The sequence below is a fragment of the Pseudomonas sp. CFSAN084952 genome (genome assembly GCF_009648855.1).
Lineage (GTDB): Bacteria > Pseudomonadota > Gammaproteobacteria > Pseudomonadales > Pseudomonadaceae > Aquipseudomonas > Aquipseudomonas paracarnis.
Map to the genome: position 1 here is coordinate 6,161,038 of NZ_CP045767.1, position 23,119 is coordinate 6,184,156.

Annotated in this window: 15 protein-coding genes and 1 pseudogene; 5 read left to right on the top strand and 11 right to left on the bottom strand. The window is 61.8% G+C overall.

Features of this window, described 5'->3' with window-relative positions:
• Positions 1-39: 39 nt before the first annotated feature.
• The 10 genes and pseudogenes from purH to GH769_RS28045 all read right to left on the bottom strand — a co-directional run bounded on the left by purH (position 40) and on the right by GH769_RS28045 (position 11,901).
• Positions 40-1,647 (bottom strand): bifunctional phosphoribosylaminoimidazolecarboxamide formyltransferase/IMP cyclohydrolase, encoded by a 1,608-nt coding sequence (gene purH, locus GH769_RS28000; RefSeq protein ID WP_014716728.1) that lies wholly within the window; start codon positions 1,645-1,647, stop codon positions 40-42.
• 82 nt (positions 1,648-1,729) lie between these two features.
• Positions 1,730-2,050, bottom strand: coding sequence for a DNA-binding transcriptional regulator Fis (gene fis / locus GH769_RS28005; protein ID WP_002555375.1), 321 nt, complete (start codon positions 2,048-2,050; stop codon positions 1,730-1,732).
• Positions 2,047-3,060, bottom strand: coding sequence for a tRNA dihydrouridine synthase DusB (gene dusB / locus GH769_RS28010; RefSeq protein ID WP_003188182.1), 1,014 nt, complete (start codon positions 3,058-3,060; stop codon positions 2,047-2,049). Before dusB ends, fis begins: the two co-directional genes overlap by 4 nt.
• A gap of 185 nt (positions 3,061-3,245) precedes the next feature.
• Complete coding sequence (locus GH769_RS28015) at positions 3,246-4,505, bottom strand: DUF3426 domain-containing protein (RefSeq protein ID WP_032904014.1); 1,260 nt, start codon at positions 4,503-4,505, stop codon at positions 3,246-3,248.
• Between the two features lie 30 nt (positions 4,506-4,535).
• Entirely contained in the window at positions 4,536-5,414 is an 879-nt protein-coding gene (gene prmA, locus GH769_RS28020) for a 50S ribosomal protein L11 methyltransferase (RefSeq protein WP_014716730.1), read from the bottom strand.
• Between the two features lie 185 nt (positions 5,415-5,599).
• Positions 5,600-6,961 (bottom strand): acetyl-CoA carboxylase biotin carboxylase subunit, encoded by a 1,362-nt coding sequence (accC, locus tag GH769_RS28025; RefSeq protein ID WP_003188188.1) that lies wholly within the window; start codon positions 6,959-6,961, stop codon positions 5,600-5,602.
• Positions 6,962-6,978: 17 nt separating this feature from the next.
• Positions 6,979-7,443 (bottom strand): acetyl-CoA carboxylase biotin carboxyl carrier protein, encoded by a 465-nt coding sequence (accB, locus tag GH769_RS28030; RefSeq protein WP_014716731.1) that lies wholly within the window; start codon positions 7,441-7,443, stop codon positions 6,979-6,981.
• A gap of 24 nt (positions 7,444-7,467) precedes the next feature.
• A complete protein-coding gene (aroQ, locus tag GH769_RS28035; protein WP_014716732.1) occupies positions 7,468-7,923 on the bottom strand; it encodes a type II 3-dehydroquinate dehydratase in 456 nt (151 codons plus the stop codon).
• 292 nt (positions 7,924-8,215) lie between these two features.
• Positions 8,216-8,731, bottom strand: a pseudogene (locus GH769_RS29535) (methyl-accepting chemotaxis protein); the annotation flags it as partial.
• A 1,499-nt stretch (positions 8,732-10,230) separates the two neighbouring features.
• Positions 10,231-11,901 (bottom strand): PleD family two-component system response regulator, encoded by a 1,671-nt coding sequence (locus tag GH769_RS28045; protein WP_019818274.1) that lies wholly within the window; start codon positions 11,899-11,901, stop codon positions 10,231-10,233.
• Between the two features lie 298 nt (positions 11,902-12,199).
• On the opposite strand from GH769_RS28045, the gene GH769_RS28050 reads away from it, so the two are divergent.
• The 4 genes from GH769_RS28050 (at position 12,200) to speA (ending at position 16,416) form a co-directional block, all read left to right on the top strand.
• Complete coding sequence (locus GH769_RS28050) at positions 12,200-13,267, top strand: DUF2333 family protein (protein ID WP_003188197.1); 1,068 nt, start codon at positions 12,200-12,202, stop codon at positions 13,265-13,267.
• Positions 13,268-13,269: 2 nt separating this feature from the next.
• The gene (locus GH769_RS28055; RefSeq protein ID WP_014716735.1) at positions 13,270-13,806 is read left to right on the top strand and encodes an NUDIX hydrolase; all 537 of its coding nucleotides are present in this window, start codon (positions 13,270-13,272) and stop codon (positions 13,804-13,806) included.
• Between the two features lie 182 nt (positions 13,807-13,988).
• Positions 13,989-14,360 carry a translation initiation factor Sui1 gene (locus tag GH769_RS28060; protein WP_003188201.1) on the top strand — a complete coding sequence of 124 codons (372 nt, stop codon included), beginning with the start codon at positions 13,989-13,991 and terminating at the stop codon, positions 14,358-14,360.
• Positions 14,361-14,502: 142 nt separating this feature from the next.
• Positions 14,503-16,416, top strand: coding sequence for an arginine decarboxylase (gene speA, locus GH769_RS28065; RefSeq protein WP_153649950.1), 1,914 nt, complete (start codon positions 14,503-14,505; stop codon positions 16,414-16,416).
• A gap of 112 nt (positions 16,417-16,528) precedes the next feature.
• Here speA and GH769_RS28070 read toward each other — a convergent pair whose 3' ends face one another.
• Positions 16,529-17,872 carry an MATE family efflux transporter gene (locus GH769_RS28070; protein WP_020302187.1) on the bottom strand — a complete coding sequence of 448 codons (1,344 nt, stop codon included), beginning with the start codon at positions 17,870-17,872 and terminating at the stop codon, positions 16,529-16,531.
• Positions 17,873-18,179: 307 nt separating this feature from the next.
• On the opposite strand from GH769_RS28070, the gene GH769_RS28075 reads away from it, so the two are divergent.
• Positions 18,180-23,075, top strand: a complete 4,896-nt coding sequence (locus tag GH769_RS28075; protein WP_032904013.1) for an alpha-2-macroglobulin — start codon at positions 18,180-18,182, stop codon at positions 23,073-23,075.
• Positions 23,076-23,119: the final 44 nt, after the last annotated feature.

The window sequence follows — 23,119 nt, forward strand, 5'->3', positions numbered from 1 at the left end:
CCCTGGCTGCGTTCCCACGCGGAGCGTGGGAACGATCAATCAGTGGCGGAAGTGGCGCATGCCGGTGAAGACCATCGCAATGCCAGCTTCATCAGCGGCGGCGATGACTTCTGCATCACGCATCGAACCGCCCGGTTGGATCACGGCGGTCACGCCGGCTTTTGCAGCGTTGTCCAGGCCGTCACGGAACGGGAAGAATGCATCGGAAGCCATCACCGAACCCACCACCTGCAAACCGGCGTGCTCAGCCTTGATCGCGGCGATACGCGCCGAGTTCACGCGGCTCATCTGACCAGCGCCGACACCGATGGTCTGGCGGTTCTTGGCGTAGACGATGGCGTTGGACTTGACGTATTTGGCCACTTTCCAGGCGAAGATCAGGTCGTTGATCTCTTGCTCGGTCGGCGCGCGCTTGGTCACGACTTTCAGGTCCTGGCTGCCGATCATGCCGATGTCGCGGCTCTGTACCAGCAGGCCGCCATTGACGCGCTTGTAGTCCCAGGCCGCGGCGCGGTCTGCCGACCACTCGCCACAGGCCAGCAGGCGCACGTTGGCTTTGGCGGCGACGATGGCGCGGGCTTCTTCGCTGACGCTTGGGGCGATGATCACTTCGACGAACTGGCGCTCGACGATGGCCTTGGCGGTCTCGGCATCCAGTTCGCGGTTGAAGGCAATGATGCCGCCGAATGCGGATTCGGTGTCGGTGGCGTAGGCCAGTTCGTACGCCTGGCGGATACCGCCTTCAGCGTCCGGGCTGACGGCCACGCCGCACGGGTTGGCGTGCTTGACGATCACGCAGGCCGGTTTGACGAAGCTCTTCACGCATTCCAGCGCGGCGTCGGTATCGGCCACGTTGTTGTAGGAAAGTTCTTTGCCTTGCAGTTGGGTCGCGGTGGCAATGCCCACTTCGGCAGGCTTGGCTTCCACGTAGAACGCCGCGCTCTGGTGCGGGTTCTCGCCGTAGCGCATTTCCTGGGCCTTGATGAACTGGCTGTTGAAGGTGCGCGGGAACTGGCTGCGGCCTTCGGTGCTGAGGGTGTCAGCCGCCTGGTTCACGGTGCCCATGTAGTTGGCGATCATGCCGTCGTAGGCGGCGGTGTGTTCGAACGCCTTGAGCATCAGGTCGAAGCGCTGGGCGTAGGTCAGGCCACCGGCCTTGAGGTTTTCCAGGACGTTGGCGTAGTCACTGGCGTTGACCACGATGGCCACGTCTTTGTGGTTCTTGGCGGCCGAGCGCACCATGGTCGGGCCGCCGATATCGATGTTTTCGATGGCGGTCGGCAGGTCGCAGCCTGGCTTGTTGATGGTGGCTTCGAACGGGTAGAGGTTAACGGCCACCAGGTCGATCGGCTTGATGCCGTGCTCGGTCATGATGGCGTCGTCGATGCCGCGACGGCCAAGGATGCCGCCGTGGATTTTCGGGTGCAGGGTCTTGACGCGACCGTCCATCATTTCTGCGAAACCGGTGTAGTCCGCGACTTCCACTGCGGCCACGCCGTTGTCCTGCAGCAGTTTGAAGGTCCCGCCCGTGGAGAGGATTTCCACACCCAGGGCTTCCAGCTCCCGGGCAAATTCAAGGATCCCGGTCTTGTCGGAAACACTGATCAAGGCACGGCGGATCGGCAGGCGGGTGGTCTGGTCGGTCATCTCAATTTCCATCAAAAGCAAAGGAAGTCAGCAAAAAAGGCGACCGGTTTTACGCGGGCGCCTTTCTGGTTTGATTGAATGCTTACAGCAAATCGTACTGCTTGAGCTTTTTGCGCAAGGTGCCACGGTTGAGGCCCAGCAGCTCACTGGCTTTGGTCTGGTTGCCCTTGACGTAGTTCATCACGCTTTCGAGCAAGGGCGCCTCGACTTCGGAGAGCACCAGGTTGTACACATCCGTGACGGAAGCGCCCTCAAGGTGGGCGAAATAATTGTGCAGCGCCTTCTCGACACTCCCGCGAAGGGTCTGGCCTTCTTCGCTCGGCGTGTTGAGGTGCTGTTTCAAATTGACGTTGTCGCTCACGGGTGTTGTTCCACTCACTAAAGTCTCGGTCATCATCGTCATGCGGCCACCCCTTCTCCATCCCCTGTTCCCAGGCTCTTGTCGCGTCCGGCGAAGAACTCACGAACGGTGGCGACCTGTGCCTGCGTTTCATCCAAACGATTGAACTGAGCGCGGAATTCCTTGGCGCCCGGCAAGGTGGCGAGATACCAGCCGACATGCTTGCGAGCAATGCGTACTCCCATCACGTCCCCATAGAAGGCGTGCAGGGCGGCCAGATGCTCTAGCAGAATACGTTCCACCTCGACCAACTCTGGTGCCGGCAAGACTTCACCAGTACGCAGGAAATGCTCGATTTCACGAAAAATCCACGGCCGCCCCTGGGCGGCCCGGCCAATCAACAAACCATCGGCACCGGTCGCGTGCAGCACGCGCCGGGCTTTCTCGGCACTGTCGATGTCGCCATTGGCAAAGACGGGCATCGACACGGCCTGCTTGATCGCGGCAATGGTGTCGTACTCGGCTTCACCGGTGTAAAGGTCGGCGCGGGTGCGGCCATGCACCGCCAGCGCTGCAATACCAGCCTGTTCAGCGATCTTCGCCACCGTCAGGCCATTCTTGTTGTCCCGGTCCCAACCGGTACGAATCTTCAGGGTCACCGGTACATCTACTGCGCCGACAACGGCCTGCAGGATCTCGGCGACCAACTGCTCATCTTTCAACAGCGCGGAACCGGCGGCCTTGTTGCAGACCTTTTTGGCCGGGCAGCCCATGTTGATATCGATGATCTGTGCACCCAGCTCCACATTGGCCCGGGCTGCATCCGCCAGCATCTGCGCATCGCCACCGGCGATCTGCACCGAGCGTGGCTCGGGATCACCTTCGTGGATCATGCGCATCCGCGACTTGCGGGTGTTCCACAAACTCATGTCGCTGGTAACCATTTCAGAGACTACTAGACCCGCGCCCAAACGCTTGCACAGCTGACGAAAGGGCTGGTCGGTGACACCCGCCATCGGGGCGAGGATCAAGCCGTTCTGCAATGTGTATGGGCCGATGCGTACCGCCGACATAGGACTTCCCTGTTGTGGGGCCGGATCATTAGAGTTCGAAAAAGGGTTGGCATGATACCCGCTCTCGATGACGGGTTAAAGGCTGAATTGGATAAAATCTGAACAGTTATTTTTTTATCGCCATCGGTTTGGTTGACGATGGCCAAGTCAATAATCCGCCGTCAAACCTCGGTGGGCGCGCCGTTTCACTCGGGTGAATGGAAGCTCAGGCTGTAATTCACGGCTTTGTTGCCGGGGTCCAGGATGTCCAGGGAGATGTGGATCGGCGTCTGCGAGGGCATTTCGCTCACGCCGGCCAACTCGCCGCTCAGGTATTCGGCGGGCTTGAAGCGACGACTGGCAATCAGGCCGCCGTTCAAGTCCGCAAAGCGCAGCTCCAGCAGTGGGAAGGGCTGGGAGAAGGTCGCGCGGTTATAGAGGATGGCATCCACCACCAGTGCCCCGGCGAACTCGGGGTGGCTGCGCACCACCAGGTTGCTGCTCTTGATATGGGTAATGTCGACCCGCGATGGCACGGTGCACCCCAGTTTCGGGCATAGCGTCTGGAACCACGGGCGATAGGCGTCCTGGCGGGCCAGGTCGTCGAACTGGTAGGCGATGTACTGGCCGGCCAGGCCGGCGGCGGCGAGTACGACCAACAATATCCAGAGCAGACGGCGACCCCAGCCTGACGGACGCTTCTGCGCATACAGGTGCAGGGGGTCGTCTTCCAGGTCCTGGAGCAACTCATCGTGTACACCGGCCTCCGTTCGCGCGCGCTTGCGTCGCGCGAACGCGCGGTCTTCGGGTTCAGGCTCATCGTGCTCGTCGCGGGTGGGTGTCAGCGGCGGGTCGAGGTCGTCATCCACGGTAGTGGCGTGCAGAGCTGGTTCGTCATCGAGTTCGTCGACGTGGGCAGACATGGACGGTTCGGTGCGCTGTTTGGACGCAGGTGCCTTAACCGGCTCGGGCTCTTCTTCTGGTGCCTGTGCACGCTCTTCGGGTGGCTCACTGAACAGGCTGGCCGCCCATTTTTCTTCCTCGGCCTTGACCGTGTCGCGGCTGGCACTGAAGGACTCTTCCTTTTGCCGACGGTCGGCGCCTGGCTGGCGACGTTCTGCGCCCACTGCCTGGGTGTGCTGGATCTCGCGACGTTCCAGCCTGGCCAGTTCCTTGTCCAGGTTATCCAGGTCCAGCTCTTCGGCCGTCCACTGCTTCTGGCTGATGGCCCGCGGTGGCGGGGGAGGCATTTCGACAGTCGGTTCGGCGGCCGGCTCGGCGGTGGTCGGCACTTCAGGCTCCGGCGCAGACGCCTGGGCCCGTTGCTCCAGCAACTGGCGAGCGGCGTTGAATACTTGCAGGCACGAGCCGCAACGCACCACGCCGCGAGCCACGCTCAGCTGAGCGTGGTTGACGCGAAAACGCGATTGGCAATGTGGGCACTGGGTGACGAAACTGTCGGTCATGCGGCCATCCGATTCAGGCAAGCGCTCATTCTAGCGCCGACGACCGCTGATGCGTACCCAGCCATCACGGTTGGCGATCGGGTCCAGCTCGAAGTCCTTGGCGTAGGCCGCAGCCACGTCTTCACCTTGCTCGGCGAGGATGCCCGACAGCGCCAGGCGCCCGCCCGGCTTGACCAGGCTCGACAGTTGCGGCGCCAGCGACACCAGTGGCCCGGCGAGGATATTGGCCACCAGCACATCGGCCTGAACCTGGGGCAGGTCCTCAGGCAGGTAGAGTGGGAATTTGCCCTCGGCAATGTTGTTGCGCCCGGCGTTATCGCGGGAGGCTTCCAGGGCCTGCACGTCGATATCGGTGCCCACGGCCTCCTTGGCGCCCAGCAGCAGGGCGGCGATGGCCAGGATCCCCGAGCCGCAGCCGAAGTCCAGTACGTTGCTGTCGGTCAGGTCCTGGCCGTCCAGCCATTCCAGGCACAGGGCGGTGGTCGGGTGCGTGCCGGTACCGAACGCAAGGCCCGGGTCCAGCAGCAGGTTGACGGCGTTTGGCTCAGGAGCAGCGTGCCAGCTTGGCACGATCCACAAGCGCTGGCCGAAGCGCATGGGCTGGAAGTTATCCATCCAACTGCGTTCCCAGTCCTGGTCTTCGATGACTTCGCTGTGATGCTCGGGTAGCGGGCTGCCGGTGAGCAGTTCCATATGGGCCAGAACGGCAGCGGCGTCGGTGCCGTCTTCGAACAGGGCCAGCAAGTGGGTGTGGGACCACAGCGGCGTGGTATTGAGTTCCGGCTCGAAGATCGGCTGGTCTTCGGCGTCCATGAAGGTCACCGACACGGCACCCACTTCGAGGAACGCGTCTTCGTAGGTTTCGGCTTGTTCTGGGCTGATGGCGAGACGGACTTGCAGCCAAGGCATGGCGGGCACCTTTGAAAAAAATGAATGTGCGGCGGGCAGGCCGCGAAAGCGCGCAAGTTTACGCGAGAGCAAGCCAGAAGACGACTGCGCCGACGATCGTTCCCACGCGGAGCGTGGGAACGATCGGGGGTCGGTGGCCCATAAACAACAAAACCGCCCGAAGGCGGCTTTGTTGGGTGGAGCACTTACTGGTTGGCCAGCTTGTGTTCCAGGTAATGAATGTTCACACCACCTTCGCAGAAGCCTTCATCACGAACCAGATCCCGATGCAGCGGGATGTTGGTCTTGATGCCGTCGACCACGATTTCGTCCAGGGCGTTGCGCATACGGGCCATGGCCTCGTCGCGAGTGGCGCCCCAGGTGATCAGCTTGCCGATCAGCGAGTCGTAGTTGGACGGAACCTTGTAGCCGCTGTACAGGTGCGAATCCACACGTACGCCGTTGCCGCCGGGCGCGTGGAAATGCTTGACCAGGCCAGGGCTTGGGATAAAGGTTTTCGGGTCTTCGGCGTTGATGCGGCACTCCAGCGAGTGGCCGTGCATCTTCACGTCGTCCTGGGTGAACGACAGCACGTTACCGGCGGCGATGCTCAGCATCTCCTTGACGATGTCGATACCGGTGACCATCTCCGATACCGGGTGCTCTACCTGCACACGAGTGTTCATCTCGATGAAGTAGAAACGGCCGTTCTCGTAGAGGAACTCGAAGGTGCCGGCACCACGGTAGTTGATATCGATGCAAGCCTTGACGCAGCGTGCCAGGACTTCCTGACGCGCCTTTTCATCCAGGCCCGGAGCCGGAGCTTCTTCCAGGACTTTCTGGTGGCGACGTTGCAGCGAGCAATCGCGGTCGCCCAGGTGGATAGCGTGGCCCTGGCCATCGGACAGTACCTGGACTTCCACGTGACGTGGGTTGGTCAGGTACTTCTCCAGGTAGACCATCGGGTTGCCGAACCAGGCGCCCGCTTCGGAGCGGGTCTGCTTGGCGGCTTCGATCAGGTCTTCTTCCTTGTGCACCACGCGCATGCCGCGACCACCACCGCCACCGGCGGCCTTGATGATCACCGGGTAGCCGACTTCGCGACCAATGCGCAGAGCGGTTTCCTCGTCTTCAGGCAGTGGGCCGTCGGAGCCTGGAACGGTGGGCACGCCGGCCGCGATCATGGCGTCCTTGGCCGAGACCTTGTCGCCCATCAGGCGAATGGTTTCGGCTTTCGGGCCGATGAAGGCAAACCCGGATTTTTCCACCTGTTCGGCGAAATCGGCGTTTTCCGCGAGGAAGCCGTAGCCGGGGTGGATGCCATCGGCGCCGGTCACTTCTGCCGCAGCGATGATGTTCGAGACTTTCAGGTACGAGTTCGTGGCCAGTGGCGGGCCGATGCAGATGCTTTCGTCCGCCAGCTTCACGTGCATCAATTCGGTATCGGCCGTCGAGTAAACAGCGACGGTCTTGATGCCCTCTTCCTTACAGGCGCGCAGGATACGCAGCGCGATCTCGCCGCGGTTGGCGATCAGGACTTTTTGCAGTTTCTTCGCAGGTTTCAACATCGAAGGCGCTCCGCGGTTCAAACGATGGTGAACAGCGGCTGGTCGTACTCAACCGGCTGACCGTTTTCTACCAGGATGGATTCGATGACGCCGGCTTTTTCCGCGGTGATGTGGTTCATCATTTTCATCGCTTCAACGATGCAGATGGTGTCACCCACTTTCACGGTTTTGCCCACTTCAACGAAGGCTGGCGAGGTCGGTGCCGGGGTGCGGTAGAAAGTACCGACCATTGGCGACTTGACCACGAAGCCGTTCAGCGCAGGCGCGGCTGGGGCGGCAGGTGCAGTGGCGGCGGCAGGCGCGGCAGCCGGAGCTGCAGCGGCTGGAGCCGGTGCTTGCATCTGTGGCGCGTAGAACTGTTGGGCCGGGGTCTTGCTGTGACGGCTGATCCGTACGGACTCTTCGCCTTCCTTGATTTCCAGCTCGTCGATACCGGATTCTTCCAGCAGTTCGATCAGTTTCTTAACTTTACGGATATCCATGAATCATCAACTCCCAAGGGTCGGTCAGGGGCGTTTAGCCTGTTCTTCAATGTGTTCCAGGGCGGCCTCCAGGGCCAGTCGGTAACCGCTGGCGCCAAGGCCGCAGATCACTCCTACCGCTACGTCGGAGAAGTAAGAGTGATGGCGGAAAGCTTCGCGTTTGTGCACGTTCGATAAATGCACTTCGATGAATGGGATGCTCACCGCCAGCAGCGCGTCACGTAATGCAACGCTTGTATGCGTAAAAGCGGCGGGGTTGATCAGAATAAAGTCCACGCCTTCGCCGCGCGCGGCATGGATACGATCAATCAATTCATACTCGGCATTGCTTTGCAGGTAGAGCAAATGGTGGCCGGCTTCACGTGCCCGTCGTTCCAGGTCGAGGTTGATCTGATCGAGGGTTACTGCCCCGTAGACGCCCGGTTCGCGGGTGCCAAGCAGGTTCAGGTTGGGTCCGTGAAGAACCAGTAAGGTCGCCATTGGCTGTTCCTTGTTATTGGTGTGGGTGCGTCAGAACCCGGCGACTATGCCGCAAAGCCTTTGTGACTGTCCAGTTCTATGCAGTAGCCGGCACGATTAGCGAGGATTGCGCAAAATTTGTGACCAAGACCCTGCATCTGGTCAGTGTGGGAGCTGATCGTGCCCACGCTCCGCGTGGGCACGCATCCAGTGATGCTCTGCGTCACGGCTTTAAAGCGGGATGCGGAGCGTCTGGGGCGACATTCCCACGCGGAGCGTGGGAACGATCAGCCAGCTCCCACATTAGATCGGGTCAGACGCGGAAGGCTTGCACGGCGGTAGTCAGTTGCCCGCCCAGTACCAGCAGGTGCTCGCCCTGGCTACGGCCCTGGCCAATACGCAGCAAATTATCCTCACCCAATTGATGAATCCGCTCACTGTTGTCGCGTATCTCGCTCACGGCGCCACTCTGCTGCGCGGTCACATCGGCAATGCGTACGGCGGTATCCGAGATGGTCTGGATCGCGCCGACGATTTCATCCAGCGCGCCATCCGCCGCCTGGGCCTGCTGGGCGGTGGCTTCGGCGTGTTCGACCTGGGCGCGCATGCCTTCTACCGACTGGTGTGCGGCGGTTTGCAGGCCGGCGATCAGGCCCTGGATTTCGGCAGTGGCACCGGCGGTACGCTGGGCCAGGGAGCGCACTTCGTCGGCCACCACGGCGAAACCACGCCCGGCCTCACCGGCGCGGGCGGCTTCGATGGCGGCGTTGAGCGCAAGCAGGTTGGTCTGGTCGGCAATCGAGCGAATCACCGTGAGCACGCCGCCGATGGTGGCGGACTCTTCGGCAAGTTTCTCGATCATCTGCGCGTTTTGCTGCACTTCGCCCACCAGCGCATGCAGCCCGGTGAGGCTCAGGCCGATCACACGCTGGCCTTGCTCCACGGCCTGGCCCGCACTGCGGCTGGCGCCGGCCGCCTGGCTGGCATCCCCGGCAACTTGCTGGATGGTGGCTTCCAACTCACCCAGGGAATCACGGATTTGCGCGGTGTCGCCGGCCTGGCGTTCGGCGCCGTCGTGCAGGCCGCTGCTCAGTTCGGCCAGGGCGCGGCTGCTGCCCGCCACTTCTTCGGCATTGCCGCGGATGGTGCTTACCAAATCCACCAGGTAGGCGCGCAGGCGGTTGAGGGAGGCCTCGATATCGTGCAGTTCACGGTTGGTCTTGCCCAGGGCAATCGGTTGGCTGAAGTCGCCTTCGGCCCAGGTCGACAAGGCGGGTGCCAGGTTGGTCAGTACGCGCGCCAGGCGCCGTTGCAGGGTGTCGATCAGCAATGCGATCAGCAGGATCAGGCCAATCATCACGCCCTGCATCACGCGTACTTCGCCCTGGATCCTGGCATGTTGCGCGCGCACCACGGGTTCCAGGCCGGCGATGGCTTGTTGCACGTTAGTGATTTTAAGGTGGGTGCTGGCGGCGAGATCGGCGCGTTGCTGGATCTGTTCACGGGTGCGCTGCAGCTCGGCGGGGTAGCGGGTCAGCAGGCTGTTGAGTTCGCGCTTGAGGTCGACGCCGGTGTCCTGAGCTTCGGTTTTTTCGGTGTTTTCCAGCCCCATCAGCGCGGAAAAATCATCGGTGTTGGATTCAGCGCTGGCCTTTATTCCCAATAGGGGCAGTTGCGCGAGCAGGTCGGCCTGGGTTCGCAGGTTAGTCACCTCCCGCTCGACATCAGCAGCCAACTCGGCGCGCCCGCTGCTGACCAGCTTGTCGCGGGCCAGGGACAGTTTGCCCAAATGTTGCGAGGCGGCGAGCAGCGGCGACATATAGCGCGCAGCCTCCGCGGAATTGACGCCGCTGGCGTACTGGCTCAGTTGTTCCAGGTTTGCGCCCAGTTCACGTTCGGCTTGCAGCAACAGCGCTTGCGGGTCGCCAGCCAATTTACCGGCGGCCAACAGGTCAGTCTTGCTGAAGGTCTCCAACTCCACGAGGCTGGGTCGCAGGCTTTGCGCCAATTCGGGCGGCAGTTCGCCCAGTTGCAGCTGCAGGCTTTCCAGGCTCTGGGTGGCACTGCTCAGGCGCAGGGCATCGCCGCTGGCCAAGTAGTCCTCGATGTTACGGGCAGCCTGGTTTTGAAAGATCTGGGACAACCCCAGATAGCGCTCCATCAACAAGTACGGGCGCTCCAGTGCCCGTTGCGACCACCACAGCGTCGCGCCGAGGGCCAGGCACACGGCCACCAGCAGAAGGGTATTGAGATTGGTCAGCAGCTTCAGGCGCATGCGGGGTTTCAACCGACGGCAAGAGATAAGCGTCTGAATTTATTGCGTTTGTATTACAGCGTTATGACCGAATCGGTGGATTCTGGTGAAAAGATGGCACTTTGCTTTGATGTGCGAGCGGCTTGCACGCGGTTGCGTCCGGCGTCCTTGGCGCGGTAGAGCGCTTCGTCAGCCTGAGCGGCCATCATCAGGCTGTCGGAATCGTCGCACAGCTCCACCAGGCCGGCGCTGAAGGTGCACCACAAATCCTGCGGTTGGGCGGGGTAGTGGATTTCTGCAAAGCGCCGGCGAATGTCGTCTAGCACCTTGCAGGCCGATTCCAGGTCGGTGTCGGGCATCACGATGGCGAACTCTTCACCGCCGTAGCGGCCGATGTAATCGGTCTTGCGCAAACGCTGCTTGAGAAACAGTGCCAGGCTCTTGATCACCCGGTCGCCCATGGGGTGGCCGTGGCTGTCATTGACGCGCTTGAAGTGGTCGATATCGAGCATGGCAAAGCTAAGAGGCTTGTTCTCGCGGCGGGCGCGGAAGCTGCAATCTTCGAGCAGTTGCAGGATATGCGTGTGGTTGTACAGCCCGGTGAGGCTGTCGCGCACCATCCGTGCCTTCAAGTTGCGCGCACGCGACGCCCGGTTGCGCACAGTGGTGATCAGGTGACGCGGTTTGATCGGTTTGGTGAGGAAATCGTCACCGCCCTCGCTCATCGCATCCAGTTGCTTATCCAGGTCGTCCTCAGCCGACAGGTAGATGATCGGCACGCTGACGTAGCGGTCGTTGTGGCGAATCACTTTGGCCAGTTCGGTGCCGGTACAGGCAGGCATGTACATGTCGAGGATGATCAGGTCGGGTTGGAAATCCGCCAGCTCGGCCATGGCCTGGATCGGTTCGATCAAGGTGCGGGTGATAATCCCGGCACTGTTGAGCAGGCGTTCGGTGTGCAGCGCCTGGGCCCGCGAGTCGTCGATGATCAGCACTTTGTACGGTTCGTACTGGGCCGCGCAGGTCAGCACTTCGATCTTTTCCAGCAGGCTTGAGGCTTCCAGGGTGCCGGTCAGGAACTCTTCGCCACCGGCGCGCACGGCGGCCAGGCGCGTCGGGGTGTCGGTTTCGTGCAGGCTGAAAAACAACAGTGGCAGCTTGTGCTCCAGGCCCTCTTGGGCTTCTGCGGCGAGCTTCAGGCCCAGGCCTGTGCCGCAGAAGTCCACGTCCATCACGATCGCCGACGGCAAACGCTCGGCCATGGCCGCGCGAAAGGCGGCGACGCTGTCCAGGGCGTGGGCGCTCATGCCAAAGAATTCGAGCTGCTTGGCCAGGCGCTCGGCGCGGTCATGGTCGGCGAGCATCACATAGATCGGCTTGCGCATCGGCGGCAGGAAGGTTTGCTCAAGCTGGTCGCCCTGGCGCAGGCCGGTGCGGGACAGGCGTTGCATCAAGCGGTTGAGCTCGGTGATCAGTTGGCTGCTCAGGCGGCCACGGTTCTCGTCCACGGCTTGCAGGGACTCACTGATATGCCGTGCCAGTTGCGTGTGTTCGGGCTGTTCGAAGCGTTCGGCGAAGCGCTGCAGGCGCAGGTTGGCTTCGCTGAGTTCGGAAAAGTCGGCGTTCGACCACTCGCTGCGTTGCAGGCGCTGCCAGATCTCAAGAATTTGACGTGCCTGATGAATTACCCGCTGGGCAAAGTGCTGCTTGAGACGCTCGCGGCTGGGGTCTTCTGACTCGGTCATATCCTGACTACTGTGAGGGTGCATGCTGAGGTCGACTGATGGCTCTATGCTAGCACCTCTTTTCTGATAGATGAGTGTCATACGTCAATTAAGTCTGCGTGCCGAAGATTCAGTTATTGACCGGCTGGTCGCCCAGCGTAAAAGGTGTGCATCCTTTATAGTCCAAGCGGCCCGGTGCGCCACTTTCGTGTAAAAGCCCCGCACCGATGGGCACGATGGGGTAGGGTTGTGGTCGGAATGTCTGAACGCACCCGGACAATTGACGTGCATGAACTCAAGTGATTGAAAGGATATCGCCATGCTGGACTGGAAAAACCGCGAAGGCAGTGCCAAAGGCCCCGCCCCTGAGCCCAAGTCGGCCAACCGCAGCTATTTTCGCAACCTGCTGATGAGCCGGGCGTTGCTCAGCATCATCGGCTTGTACCTGCTGGTCACCGGTGGCCTGGGTTGGTACTGGAGCCAGGAGCCGGCGCTGTTTCCGGTGCAGCAAAACGCCCAGCTTGCCGCCGAGAAGGAAGGCAAGCAGATGGTGGTGGGTTACACCACCGTTGAAACACTCAAGACCGTGGTCGGCACCTTGCTGAACAAGCCAGGCGGCTACATCTCCAACGACCGTTTCCCTCCGGGCTTGTGGATGGACAATATGCCGAGCTGGGAGTACGGCGTACTGGTGCAGGTGCGTGACCTTACCCGCGCCCTGCGTAAAGACTTCGCCCGCTCCCAGTCGCAGTCGGCTGAAGACGCTGACTTGGCCAAGGCCGAGCCGCGCTTCAACTTCGATAACAAGAGCTGGGTGCTGCCTTCCAGTGAGTCGGAATATCAGGAAGGCATCAATTCCCTGAGCCGCTACGAAGCGCGCCTGTCTGACCCGAACCAGCGCGGCGCGCTGTTTTATGCGCGTGCCGACAACCTCAACAACTGGCTGGGTGATGTGGCCACCCGTTTGGGTTCGTTGTCCCAGCGTCTGTCCGCCAGCGTAGGCCGGGTCAAGTTGAACACTGCGCTGAAAACCGAGGCGCTGGCGCCGGGTGAAGTGCCGCAGGTTGATGAAGAAGTGGTGGAAACCCCATGGATGCAAATCGACAACGTGTTCTACGAAGCGCGCGGCCAGGCGTGGGCCCTGTCCCATCTGTTGCGTGCCATCGAAGTCGACTTTGCCGACGTACTGGCCAAGAAAAACGCCACCGTCAGCGTGCGCCAGATCATTCGTGAGCTAGAGGCCTCGCAGGAACCGGTATGGAGTCCTATGATTCTTAACGGCAGTGGCTTCGGCGTACTGGCGAACCATTCGCTGGTGATGGCCAACTACATTTCCCGGGCAAACGCTGCAGTGATCGACTTGCGTCAGCTCCTCAACCAGGGTTGATGATGGACGCTACTCAAAAGGAGGCCGCACACCGAGCGGCTTCCGATGCTGAACTGATCTGCTGGGTCGACGAGCAGGACCACCTGCTCGGCCACCTGGTCAGGTCCGACCTGCGCCAGCGCGGCTTGATTGGCCGCTGCACGTTTATCTTCCTGTTCAATTCCAAAGGCGAGTTGTGTGTGCACCGGCGCACGCTCAGCAAGGCGTTGTATCCAGGGTATTGGGATACGGCGGCGGGTGGGATGGTGGCCGAAGGTGAGAGTTATGCCGTTTCGGCAGCCCGCGAGCTGGAAGAGGAATTGGGCGTCAGCGGTGTGCCCTTGACCGAACATGACCATTTCTATTTTGAGGATGGCGACAGTCGGCTTTGGTGCAAATCCTACTCTGCCGTCTGGGACGGCCCCCTGCGCCTGCAGCCCGAGGAGGTCATGGAAGCGCGGTTTTTAAGCATCGAAATCATCCAGCAAGAGGCCGAACAAAAGCCCTACTGCCCGGACGCCCAGGAAGGCTTGCGGCGCTATCTGGCCTCGCGTCGCTAAAGTTGCAAAAAATGGCGCCATTTGGCTCTTAGCAAGTCGGCTTTTTGCCGTTACACTGCGCGCCTTTTCACCCGAACCACATTAGCGGTTCGGTAGCGCTGCCCCTGCCTGAGTGGGGCTTCGCGGTCGGTCACCGCCTTGTGCGGCGCCGATCAGTCTTCATCCTCCCAAGAGGATTGCCGGTGGCCAAAAAAGCCGCATCCTTCGCCGCCCTTGGTGGCCTGGTATTTTCCACCGACGCAGGTCGACACTGCCCGGACTGTCGTCAGCCCGTGGATTCGTGCACCTGCAAACAGACTCTGATCCCTGAAGGCGACGGTATTGCCCGCGTGCGTCGCGAGAGCAAAGGCCGTGGCGGCAAGACGGTGACCACCATCACCGGCGTGCCCCTGGCTGAAGAGGCCCTGAAGGAATTGGCCACCTCGCTGAAAAAGCGCTGTGGCACCGGTGGCGCGTTGAAAGACGGGGTTATCGAGATCCAGGGCGATCACGTCGAGTTGCTGTTGGCCGAGCTGATCAAGCTCGGGTACAAGGCCAAGAAGTCCGGCGGCTGAAAGCCTCTTCCCAACCTGTGGCTAAACTCTGTCCTGCCAGTGGGGTCTACTTCCCTTGCAGGCAAATCGTCATTTTCATTCTTTAGACTGCGCCAGCCTCCGCGAGAGGTGGCGCCTTCGCCTTCATTTATAGGGGACTTCGATGTCCGTACGACGCACACGCAAAGACGATGGCAGCCAATGGACAGTTGCGGACAGCCGCAGTGTTTACGGGATTCGCCATTGGGGGGCCGGGTATTTCGCGATCAATGAAGCCGGTCGCGTAGAAGTTCGTCCGAACGGCCCGAACAGCACGCCCGTCGACCTGTACGAGCAAGTCGATGAGTTGCGCAAAAGCGGCCTGTCGTTGCCGCTGTTGGTACGCTTCCCCGATATCCTGCAAGACCGCGTGCGCCAATTGACCGGTGCCTTCGATGCCAACATCGAACGCCTGGAATACCAGAGCAAGTACACCGCGCTGTACCCGATCAAGGTGAACCAGCAAGAAGCGGTGATCGAGAACATCATTGCCACCCAGAACGTCTCCATCGGCCTGGAAGCCGGCTCCAAGCCTGAGCTGCTGGCCGTGCTGGCCCTGGCGCCGAAGGGCGGCACCATCGTCTGCAACGGTTATAAAGACCGTGAGTTCATCCGCCTGGCGCTGATGGGCCAGAAGCTCGGCCACAACGTGTTCATCGTGATCGAGAAAGAGTCCGAGGTGGGGCTGGTGATCGAAGAGGCGGCGAGCCTCAAGGTCAAGCCGCAGGTGGGCCTGCGTGTGCGCCTGTCGTCCCTGGCATCGAGCAAGTGGGCGGACACCGGTGGCGAGAAATCCAAATTCGGCTTATCCGCAGCGCAGCTGCTGTCAGTGGTCGAGCGCTTCCGCGCGGCCGGCCTGGACCAGGGCATCCGCCTGCTGCACTTCCACATGGGCTCGCAGATCGCCAACCTGGCCGACTACCAGCACGGGTTCAAGGAAGCCATTCGTTACTACGGCGAACTGCGCAACCTCGGCCTGCCGGTGGACCACATCGACGTCGGTGGTGGCCTGGGCGTGGACTACGACGGTACCCACTCGCGCAACGCCAGTTCGATCAACTACGACATGGACGACTACGCCGGCGTGGTAGTGGGCATGCTCAAGGAATTCTGCGACGCGCAGAGCCTGCCGCATCCGAACATCTTCTCCGAAAGCGGCCGTTCCCTGACCGCTCACCACGCCATGCTGGTGGTACAGGTCACTGACGTCGAGAAGCACAACGACGAAATCCCGACCATTGAAAACAAGGAAAGCCTGCCGGAAACCGTGCAATGGCTGGTGGACCTGCTGGGCCCGACCGACATCGAGATGGTCACCGAAACCTACTGGCGCGCCACCCACTACATGAGCGATGTGGCGGCCCAGTACGCCGACGGCAAGCTGACCCTGGCCGAAAAAGCCCTGGCCGAACAGTGCTACTTCGCGGTGTGCCGCCGCCTGCACAACTCGTTGAAAGCCCGCCAGCGCTCGCACCGCCAGGTGCTGGACGAACTCAATGACAAGCTGGCCGACAAGTACATCTGCAACTTCTCGGTATTCCAGAGCTTGCCGGATACCTGGGCCATCGGCCAGGTCCTGCCTATTCTGCCGCTGCACCGCCTCGACGAAGAGCCGCTGCGCCGCGCCGTGCTGCAAGACCTGACCTGCGACTCCGACGGCAAGATCAAGCAATACGTCGACGAGCAAAGCATCGAAACCAGCCTGCCGGTTCACGGCTTGAATGAAGACGAAGATTACCTGCTGGGGATCTTCCTGGTCGGCGCCTATCAGGAAATCCTGGGCGACATGCACAACCTGTTCGGTGACACCGACTCGGTGAACATCTACCAGCGTGAAGACGGTTCGGTGTACAGCGCCGGGATCGAGACCCACGACACCATCGAAGACATGCTGCGCTATGTGCACTTGTCGCCGGAGGAGTTGATGACTCATTACCGGGACAAGTGCGCCAGTGCGAAGATCTCGGCCTCGGAGCGCACCCAGTTCCTGGATGCGTTGCGCCTGGGCCTGACCCGTTCTTCGTACCTGTCCTCGTAATAAAAATGTGGGAGCGGGCTTGCCCGCGATGGCGGAGTGTCAGGCAACCGTTAGGGGGCTGACCCACCGCCATCGCAGGCAAGCCAGCTCCCACATTTGGGTCTGCGTTCCTTCAGTTCCCGCCCAGCCACAGCCCTTGCCGATTCAAGTGCCAGGCAATTGCCCACAGCGTCAGGCTGCGCACCGCCATGAACAGCAGGAAGGTGATCCACAATCCGTGGTTACCCATGCCCTGCAACGCCCAGGCAATCGGCAGTACCAGCAGCACCGTCAGCAACATCCCATTGCGCATCTCCCGCGCGCGCGTTGCGCCAATAAACAAGCCATCGAGCAAATAACTCCACACCGCAATCAACGGCAATACCGCAAGGTAGGGCAGGTAGATATCGGCGGTTTCGCGTACGCTGGGGATATCGGTTTGCATGGCGATAAATAGATGGCCGCCGAAGGTGAACAGCAGGGCGAAGCCGATGCTGGCGATCAGTGACCAACCGCAGGCCACGACCAATGAGCGACGCAACGCCTGCCGGTCACGGGCGCCGATGGCGTGGCCGCAGAGGGCTTCGACCGCGTGGGCCAAGCCATCCAATGCGTGAGCCGTCAGTAACAGGCCGTTAAGCAGCAGCGCATTGGCTGCCACGGTGGCATCGCCCAACCTTGCGCCTTGCACGGTGATCATGAAAAACACCGACTGCAACGCCAGGCTGCGGATGAAGATGTCGCGGTTGACCGCCAGCAACGGGCGCCAGCTTTGCCACAGTTTCAACGCGGCCCAGGCGATATGCCCCGGATAGGCGCGCAGGGCTTTTTGCGTGAGCGCCAGGCCGAGCAGGGCGCCGGTCCATTCCGCGATCACCGAGGCACGGGCGGAGCCGACCACGCCCCAGTCCAGGCCAAGTACAAACCACAGGTTAAGCGCAATGTTGACCAGGTTGGTGGTCAGCAGAATCGCCAACGGCGCCCGCGCATTCTGAGTGCCGAGGAACCAGCCGACCAGCGCATAGCTGGCGAGGGCGGCGGGCAGACCGAACAGACGGGTGTGGAAAAACTCGCGGGTCAGTTGGTTCAATTCAGGGGAGGGCTGCATCCATTCCAAAGCCAGGTGGCTCAGGGGAATACCGACCGTGCCCAGCAACATCGCCAACCCCAGCGCCAACAGCAAGCCTTGCAACAGGATTTGCCGCAGCGCCGCACCATCGTTGCGCCCGGCGGCCTGGGCGGCGAACCCGGTGGAGCCCATGCGCAGGAAACCCATGGCCCACGCCAGGAAGGTATACAGGCTGGCGCCGACAGCCACGGCGCCCAGTTGATGGGCGTGGGGCAGGTGGCCGATGACCATGCTGTCGACCAGGGCTACCAAGGGCACCGAGATATTCGACAGGATCATCGGCGCGGCCAGGGCCCAGACGCGGCGGTGGGTAGGGCGGTGGCGCCAGTCGGACAATAAGGTGGACATGCAGTCTCCTTCGGGGGAGCGGCATTGTACCCGGCCATCAGTTGTACAGCAGGCCCAATGTGGGAGCTGGCTTGCCTGCGATGACGGACTCTTTGCCAACTCATCCGGTGACTGACCCACCGCTATCGCAGGCAAGCCAGCTCCCACATTTTGATCTTGATCGCCAATGGTTGTGGGATTTGGCTTGGCTTCATGCTCCACCAAGAACCAACCGCCCCTCCGTCGGTCAATGTGACCGGTGCCGCAGCGGCTTGGTCGGCGCTGATATATAGTTCACCCCTCGGTTCCCTCTGACTATGAGTGCCCCATGCTTAACAAAGGACTGTTCCTGGCCTGCGCGCTGGCCCTGCTGAGCGCTTGCGATTCTTCCGATAAACCCGCTGCACCGCCTGCGCCCACTGTGGCGGCAGCGCCGAAGCCGGTGAAAGCTGCGGTGGACGTGGCAGCGTTGAAGCAACGCTATGCCGGGCGCGAGCTGAGCGTGGTGGACGTGTCCGAGGTGCAGTTGGACGGGGCCAGCACCTTGTCGGTGAGCTTTTCCATTCCTCTGGATCCGGATCAGAAGTTCGCCGACAAGCTGCACCTGGTAGACAGCAAGTCCGGCAAGGTCGATGGCGCCTGGGAACTGTCCGATAACCTGATGGAATTGCGCCTGCGCCACCTTGAACCGCAGCGCAAACTGGTGCTGACCGTGGACGCCGGGGTGAAGGCAGTCAACGGCAACACCCTCGCCGCCGAATACAGCGCCCGCCTGGAAACCCGCGACCTGCAAGCCACCGTCGGCTTCGCCAGCCGCGGCACCCTGTTGCCGACGCGCCTGGCCGAGGGCCTGCCGGTGATCGCGTTGAACGTCGACAAGATCGACGTGGAATTCTTCCGGATCAAACCCGAATCCCTGCCGTCATTCCTGGCGCAGTGGGGGCGTAATACCAGCCTGCAAAGCTATGAGTCCCGTGAACTGCTGCCGATGGCCGAGCTGGTCTACGGCGGGCGTTTCGACCTGAACCCGGCGCGCAATACCCGCGAAACCCTGCTGCTGCCGATTGCCGGCCTCAAGCAGTTGCAGCAGCCGGGCGTGTACCTGGCGGTGATGCGTGCTTCGGGCACCTACAACTATTCGCAACCGGCCACCCTGTTCACCTTGAGTGATATCGGTCTGTCGGTGCACCGCTATGCCAATCGCCTGGATGTGTTTACCCAGGCGTTGGAAGGCGGTAAGGCACTCAACGGCGTCGAACTGGAAATCCTCGATGCCGAAGGCCGTGTGCTCGGACAGGGCAAGACCGAAGACGGTGGCCACGCCGAGTTGCCACTGCCGAAAAAAGCCCAGGTGTTACTGGCCAAGCAGGGCGAGCAAACCAGCCTGCTGCGCCTGGACAGCGCCGCGCTGGACCTCGCCGAGTTCGATATCGGCGGGCAGCCCTCTCACCCGTTGCAGTTCTTTGTGTTCGGCCCGCGTGACCTGTATCGCCCCGGCGAAACCGTGCTGCTCAACGCGCTGTTGCGTGACAAGGATGGCAAGGCGGTAAAGCCGCAACCGGTCAGCGTCGAAGTACGGCGCCCGGATGAACAGGTGAGCCGCAAGTTCGTGTGGGAGGCCGACGCGTCCGGCCTGTATCAATACCCGTTGCAACTGGCCGGCGAGGCGCCGACCGGTCGCTGGCAGTTGGTATTCGACCTCGGTGACGGCAAGCCGCAACTGTATGAATTTCTCGTCGAAGACTTCCTGCCCGAACGCCTGGCGCTGGAACTCAAGGGCAGTGACACGGCGTTGAGCCCGGCGGATAACCCGGTCATCCAGGTCAACGGTCGTTACCTCTACGGCGCGCCCGCATCCGGTAACCGCGTCAGTGGCCAGGTGTACGTGCGCCCACTGCGTGAGGCGGTCAAATCCCTGCCGGGCTACCAGTTCGGTTCCGTCACGGAAGAAGAGCTGAGCCAGGATTTCGAGCTGGACGAAAGCGTACTCGACGCCAATGGCGAGCAAGCGCTGACCCTGGAAAGCAAGTGGGCCGAGGCCAAATCGCCGTTGCAACTGATCGTGCAAGCCAGCCTGCAAGAGTCCGGCGGGCGGCCGATTACCCGGCGCCTGGTGCAGCCGATCTGGCCGGCCGAGCAGTTGCCGGGCCTGCGTGGCCTGTTTGATGGCAAGGAAACCAACGGCGATGGCCCGGTGGAATTCGAAGTGCTGGTGGCCAACCAGGACGGTCAGAAACTGGCCGCACAAGACCTCAAGGTGCGCCTGGTGCGTGAGCGCCGCGACTACTACTGGAACTACTCGGAGAATGACGGCTGGAGCTACCACTTCAACGAGAAATTCCTCAATCTCGATGAGCAGAGCCTGAACATCAAGGCTGGCGACACCGCCAAGGTCAGCTTCCAGGTGGAGTGGGGCCCTTACCGCGTGGAAGTCGAAGACCCGCAGACCGGGCTGGTCAGCAGCCTGCGCTTCTGGGCCGGCTACCAGGCCCAGGACAACACCGAAGGCGGTGCTGTGCGCCCCGACCAGGTCAAGCTGGCGTTGGACAAACCCGCCTATGGTGATGGCGACACCGCCAACGTCACCGTCACGCCACCGGCTGCCGGTAAAGGCTACCTGTTGGTGGAGTCTGCCGAAGGTCCGCTGTGGTGGCAGGAAATCGACGTGCCGGCCGAAGGCAAAAGCTTTGCGGTGAAGCTCGACCCGAAATGGTCGCGCCACGATCTGTATGTAAGCGCCCTGGTGATTCGTCCGGGCGAGCGCAAAGCCAACATCACGCCTAAACGCGCCGTGGGCTTGCTGCACCTGCCGCTGGATCGTACCCAGCGCAAACTCGGCCTGACCCTCACCGCGCCAGAAAAAATGCGCCCCAAACAACCGCTGACGGTGAAGATCGCCGCCAAAAACGCCGATGGCAGCGTGCCCCAACAGGTGCACGTACTGCTGGCGGCGGTGGATGTGGGCATCCTCAATATCACCGAATACCCAACGCCCGATCCGTACGCCAGCCTGTTTGGCCGCAAAGCCTATGGCGTCGACCAATTCGACATCTATGGGCAACTGATCGAAGCCGGTCAAGGGCGCCTGGCCAGCCTGGCATTTGGTGGCGACGCGGCATTGGCCAAAGGCGGCAAGCGCCCGGACACCAGCGTTACCATCGTTGCCCTGCAAAGCGCCCCGGTGACTCTGAACGACAAAGGCGAGGGTGAAGTCAGCGTCAATATTCCCGACTTCAACGGCGAACTGCGCCTGATGGCCCAAGCCTGGAGCGATGATCGCTACGGTATGGCCGAAGGCAAGACCGTGATCGCCGCCCCGCTGATTGCCGAGTTGTCGGCGCCGCGCTTCCTGGCAGGAGGCGACCAGACCACCTTGGCCCTGGACCTCTCCAACCTGTCGGGCAAGGCCCAGAAACTCGATGTGCAATTGACCGCGCAAGGTCAGCTGCAGTTGGTCAACAGTGGCGCGCAATCGGTTGAGCTCAAGCAAGGTCAGCGCACCACCCTGCGTATTCCGGTACAAGCCTGGGGCGGGCTCGGCCAGGGCAAGGTCACGGTCACCGTCAACGGCCTGGACTTGCCGGGTGAAAACCTGCCGCCGTTCAGCCGCGAATGGACCTTGGGCGTACGCCCGGCGTACCCGGCCTTGCTCAAGCATTACCGCGCAGTGCTCAAGGATCAGCCGTGGAGCTTGCCGTCGGGCGCACTGGATCAATTCGATGCATCGGGACGTGAGGCGTTGTTGAGCCTGTCGAGCCGGCCGCCGTTGAACCTGGGCGCGCAGATCAGTGCACTCAAGGCGTACCCCTACGGTTGCCTGGAGCAAACCGCCAGTGGCTTGTACCCGTCGCTGTACGCCGACGACGCGCTGCTCAAGCGCCTGAGTATCAAGGGCGAGCCGGATGCCGAGCGCAAGCGCAAGATCGAGTTGGGCATTGAGCGCCTGCTGGGCATGCAGCGCTACAACGGCAGCTTTGGTTTGTGGGGCGCCGATGGCGAGGAAGAATATTGGCTGACCGCCTATGTCACCGACTTCCTGCTGCGCGCCCGCGACCAGGGTTTTGCCGTCCCGCCTGAAGCCTTGAAGAAGGCCAGCGAGCGCCTGTTGCGGTATGTGCAGGAACGTAATCTGATCGAGGTGGATTACAGCGACAACGCCGAACACACCCGGTTTGCCGTGCAGGCGTATGCCGGCATGGTGTTGGCGCGCAGTCAGCAGGCGCCATTGGGCGCGTTGCGCAGCCTGTTCGAACGGCGCAGCGACGCACGCTCCGGCTTACCGCTGGTGCAGTTGGCCATTGCCCTGCAGAAAATGGGTGACCAGCCCCGTGCGGATCAGGCGTTGTTGGCCGGCTTGGCGGCGCAGCGCAATGCCAATGAGTGGCTGGCCGACTACGGTAGCCCGCTGCGCGACCAGGCGATGATCCTGGCGTTGCTGGAGGAGAACGACTTGGCCAAGGGCCAGCGCGAGGAGCGGTTGTTCACCTTGTCGGATCAGTTGGCCGCCAGCCCGTACCTGTCGACCCAGGAGCGTAATTCCCTGTTCCTGGCCGGGCGCCTCGGGTTCGCCAAGCCGCAAGCGAACTGGCAAGTGTCGCTCACCGGCAGCGGTGGCGTACGCGAGTTGAACAACCAGCAATCGACGTTGGAGTTGGACGGTAAGTTGTTGTCCAGCGACCTGGCCTTGAGCAATCAGGGTGAAGCGCCGGTGTACCAGCAATTGACGGTCTCGGGTTATCCACAAGTGCCGCCAGCGGCCGGTGGCAACAACCTGAGTATCCGCCGCGAATACCTGGGCATGAACGGCCAGCCGTTGAACCTGCGTAACCTCAACAGCGGTGATCTGGTGCTGGTGCACTTGGCGGTCAGCGCCAAGCAACGGGTGCCGGATGCCTTGGTGGTCGACCTGTTGCCTGCCGGCCTGGAACTGGAAAACCAGAACCTGGCCCAAAGCGCGGCGAGCCTGGAGAACGCCAGCAGCCAGGTGAAGGAGTGGCGTGAGTCGATGCAGAATGCCTCGCTCAAGCATCAGGAGTTCAGGGACGATCGCTATGTGGCCGCGATGAATCTGGATGGCTATGGCACCACGCACTTGCTGTACCTGGCGCGCGCGGTGACACCGGGAACCTACCGCGTGCCGCCGCCGCAGGTAGAGTCGATGTATCGGCCGAACTGGCAGGCGGTGGGCGAGACGCCGGTGGATATGGTGATCAAGGGCCGCTGAAAGACAATGGTTCGATCCCTGTAGGAGCGAGCAAGCTCGCTCCT

Excerpts from the sequence above, each read along its gene's own strand:
- purH (WP_014716728.1), bottom strand. The coding sequence starts at position 1,647 with ATGACCGACCAGACCACCCGCCTGCCGATCCGCCGTGCCTTGATCAGT.
- fis (WP_002555375.1), bottom strand. The coding sequence starts at position 2,050 with ATGACGATGATGACCGAGACTTTAGTGAGTGGAACAACACCCGTGAGC.
- dusB (WP_003188182.1), bottom strand. The coding sequence starts at position 3,060 with ATGTCGGCGGTACGCATCGGCCCATACACATTGCAGAACGGCTTGATC.
- GH769_RS28015 (WP_032904014.1), bottom strand. The coding sequence starts at position 4,505 with ATGACCGACAGTTTCGTCACCCAGTGCCCACATTGCCAATCGCGTTTT.
- prmA (WP_014716730.1), bottom strand. The coding sequence starts at position 5,414 with ATGCCTTGGCTGCAAGTCCGTCTCGCCATCAGCCCAGAACAAGCCGAA.
- accC (WP_003188188.1), bottom strand. The coding sequence starts at position 6,961 with ATGTTGAAACCTGCGAAGAAACTGCAAAAAGTCCTGATCGCCAACCGC.
- accB (WP_014716731.1), bottom strand. The coding sequence starts at position 7,443 with ATGGATATCCGTAAAGTTAAGAAACTGATCGAACTGCTGGAAGAATCC.
- aroQ (WP_014716732.1), bottom strand. The coding sequence starts at position 7,923 with ATGGCGACCTTACTGGTTCTTCACGGACCCAACCTGAACCTGCTTGGC.
- GH769_RS28045 (WP_019818274.1), bottom strand. The coding sequence starts at position 11,901 with ATGACCGAGTCAGAAGACCCCAGCCGCGAGCGTCTCAAGCAGCACTTT.
- GH769_RS28050 (WP_003188197.1), top strand. The coding sequence starts at position 12,200 with ATGCTGGACTGGAAAAACCGCGAAGGCAGTGCCAAAGGCCCCGCCCCT.
- GH769_RS28055 (WP_014716735.1), top strand. The coding sequence starts at position 13,270 with ATGGACGCTACTCAAAAGGAGGCCGCACACCGAGCGGCTTCCGATGCT.
- speA (WP_153649950.1), top strand. The coding sequence starts at position 14,503 with ATGTCCGTACGACGCACACGCAAAGACGATGGCAGCCAATGGACAGTT.
- GH769_RS28070 (WP_020302187.1), bottom strand. The coding sequence starts at position 17,872 with ATGTCCACCTTATTGTCCGACTGGCGCCACCGCCCTACCCACCGCCGC.
- GH769_RS28075 (WP_032904013.1), top strand. The coding sequence starts at position 18,180 with ATGCTTAACAAAGGACTGTTCCTGGCCTGCGCGCTGGCCCTGCTGAGC.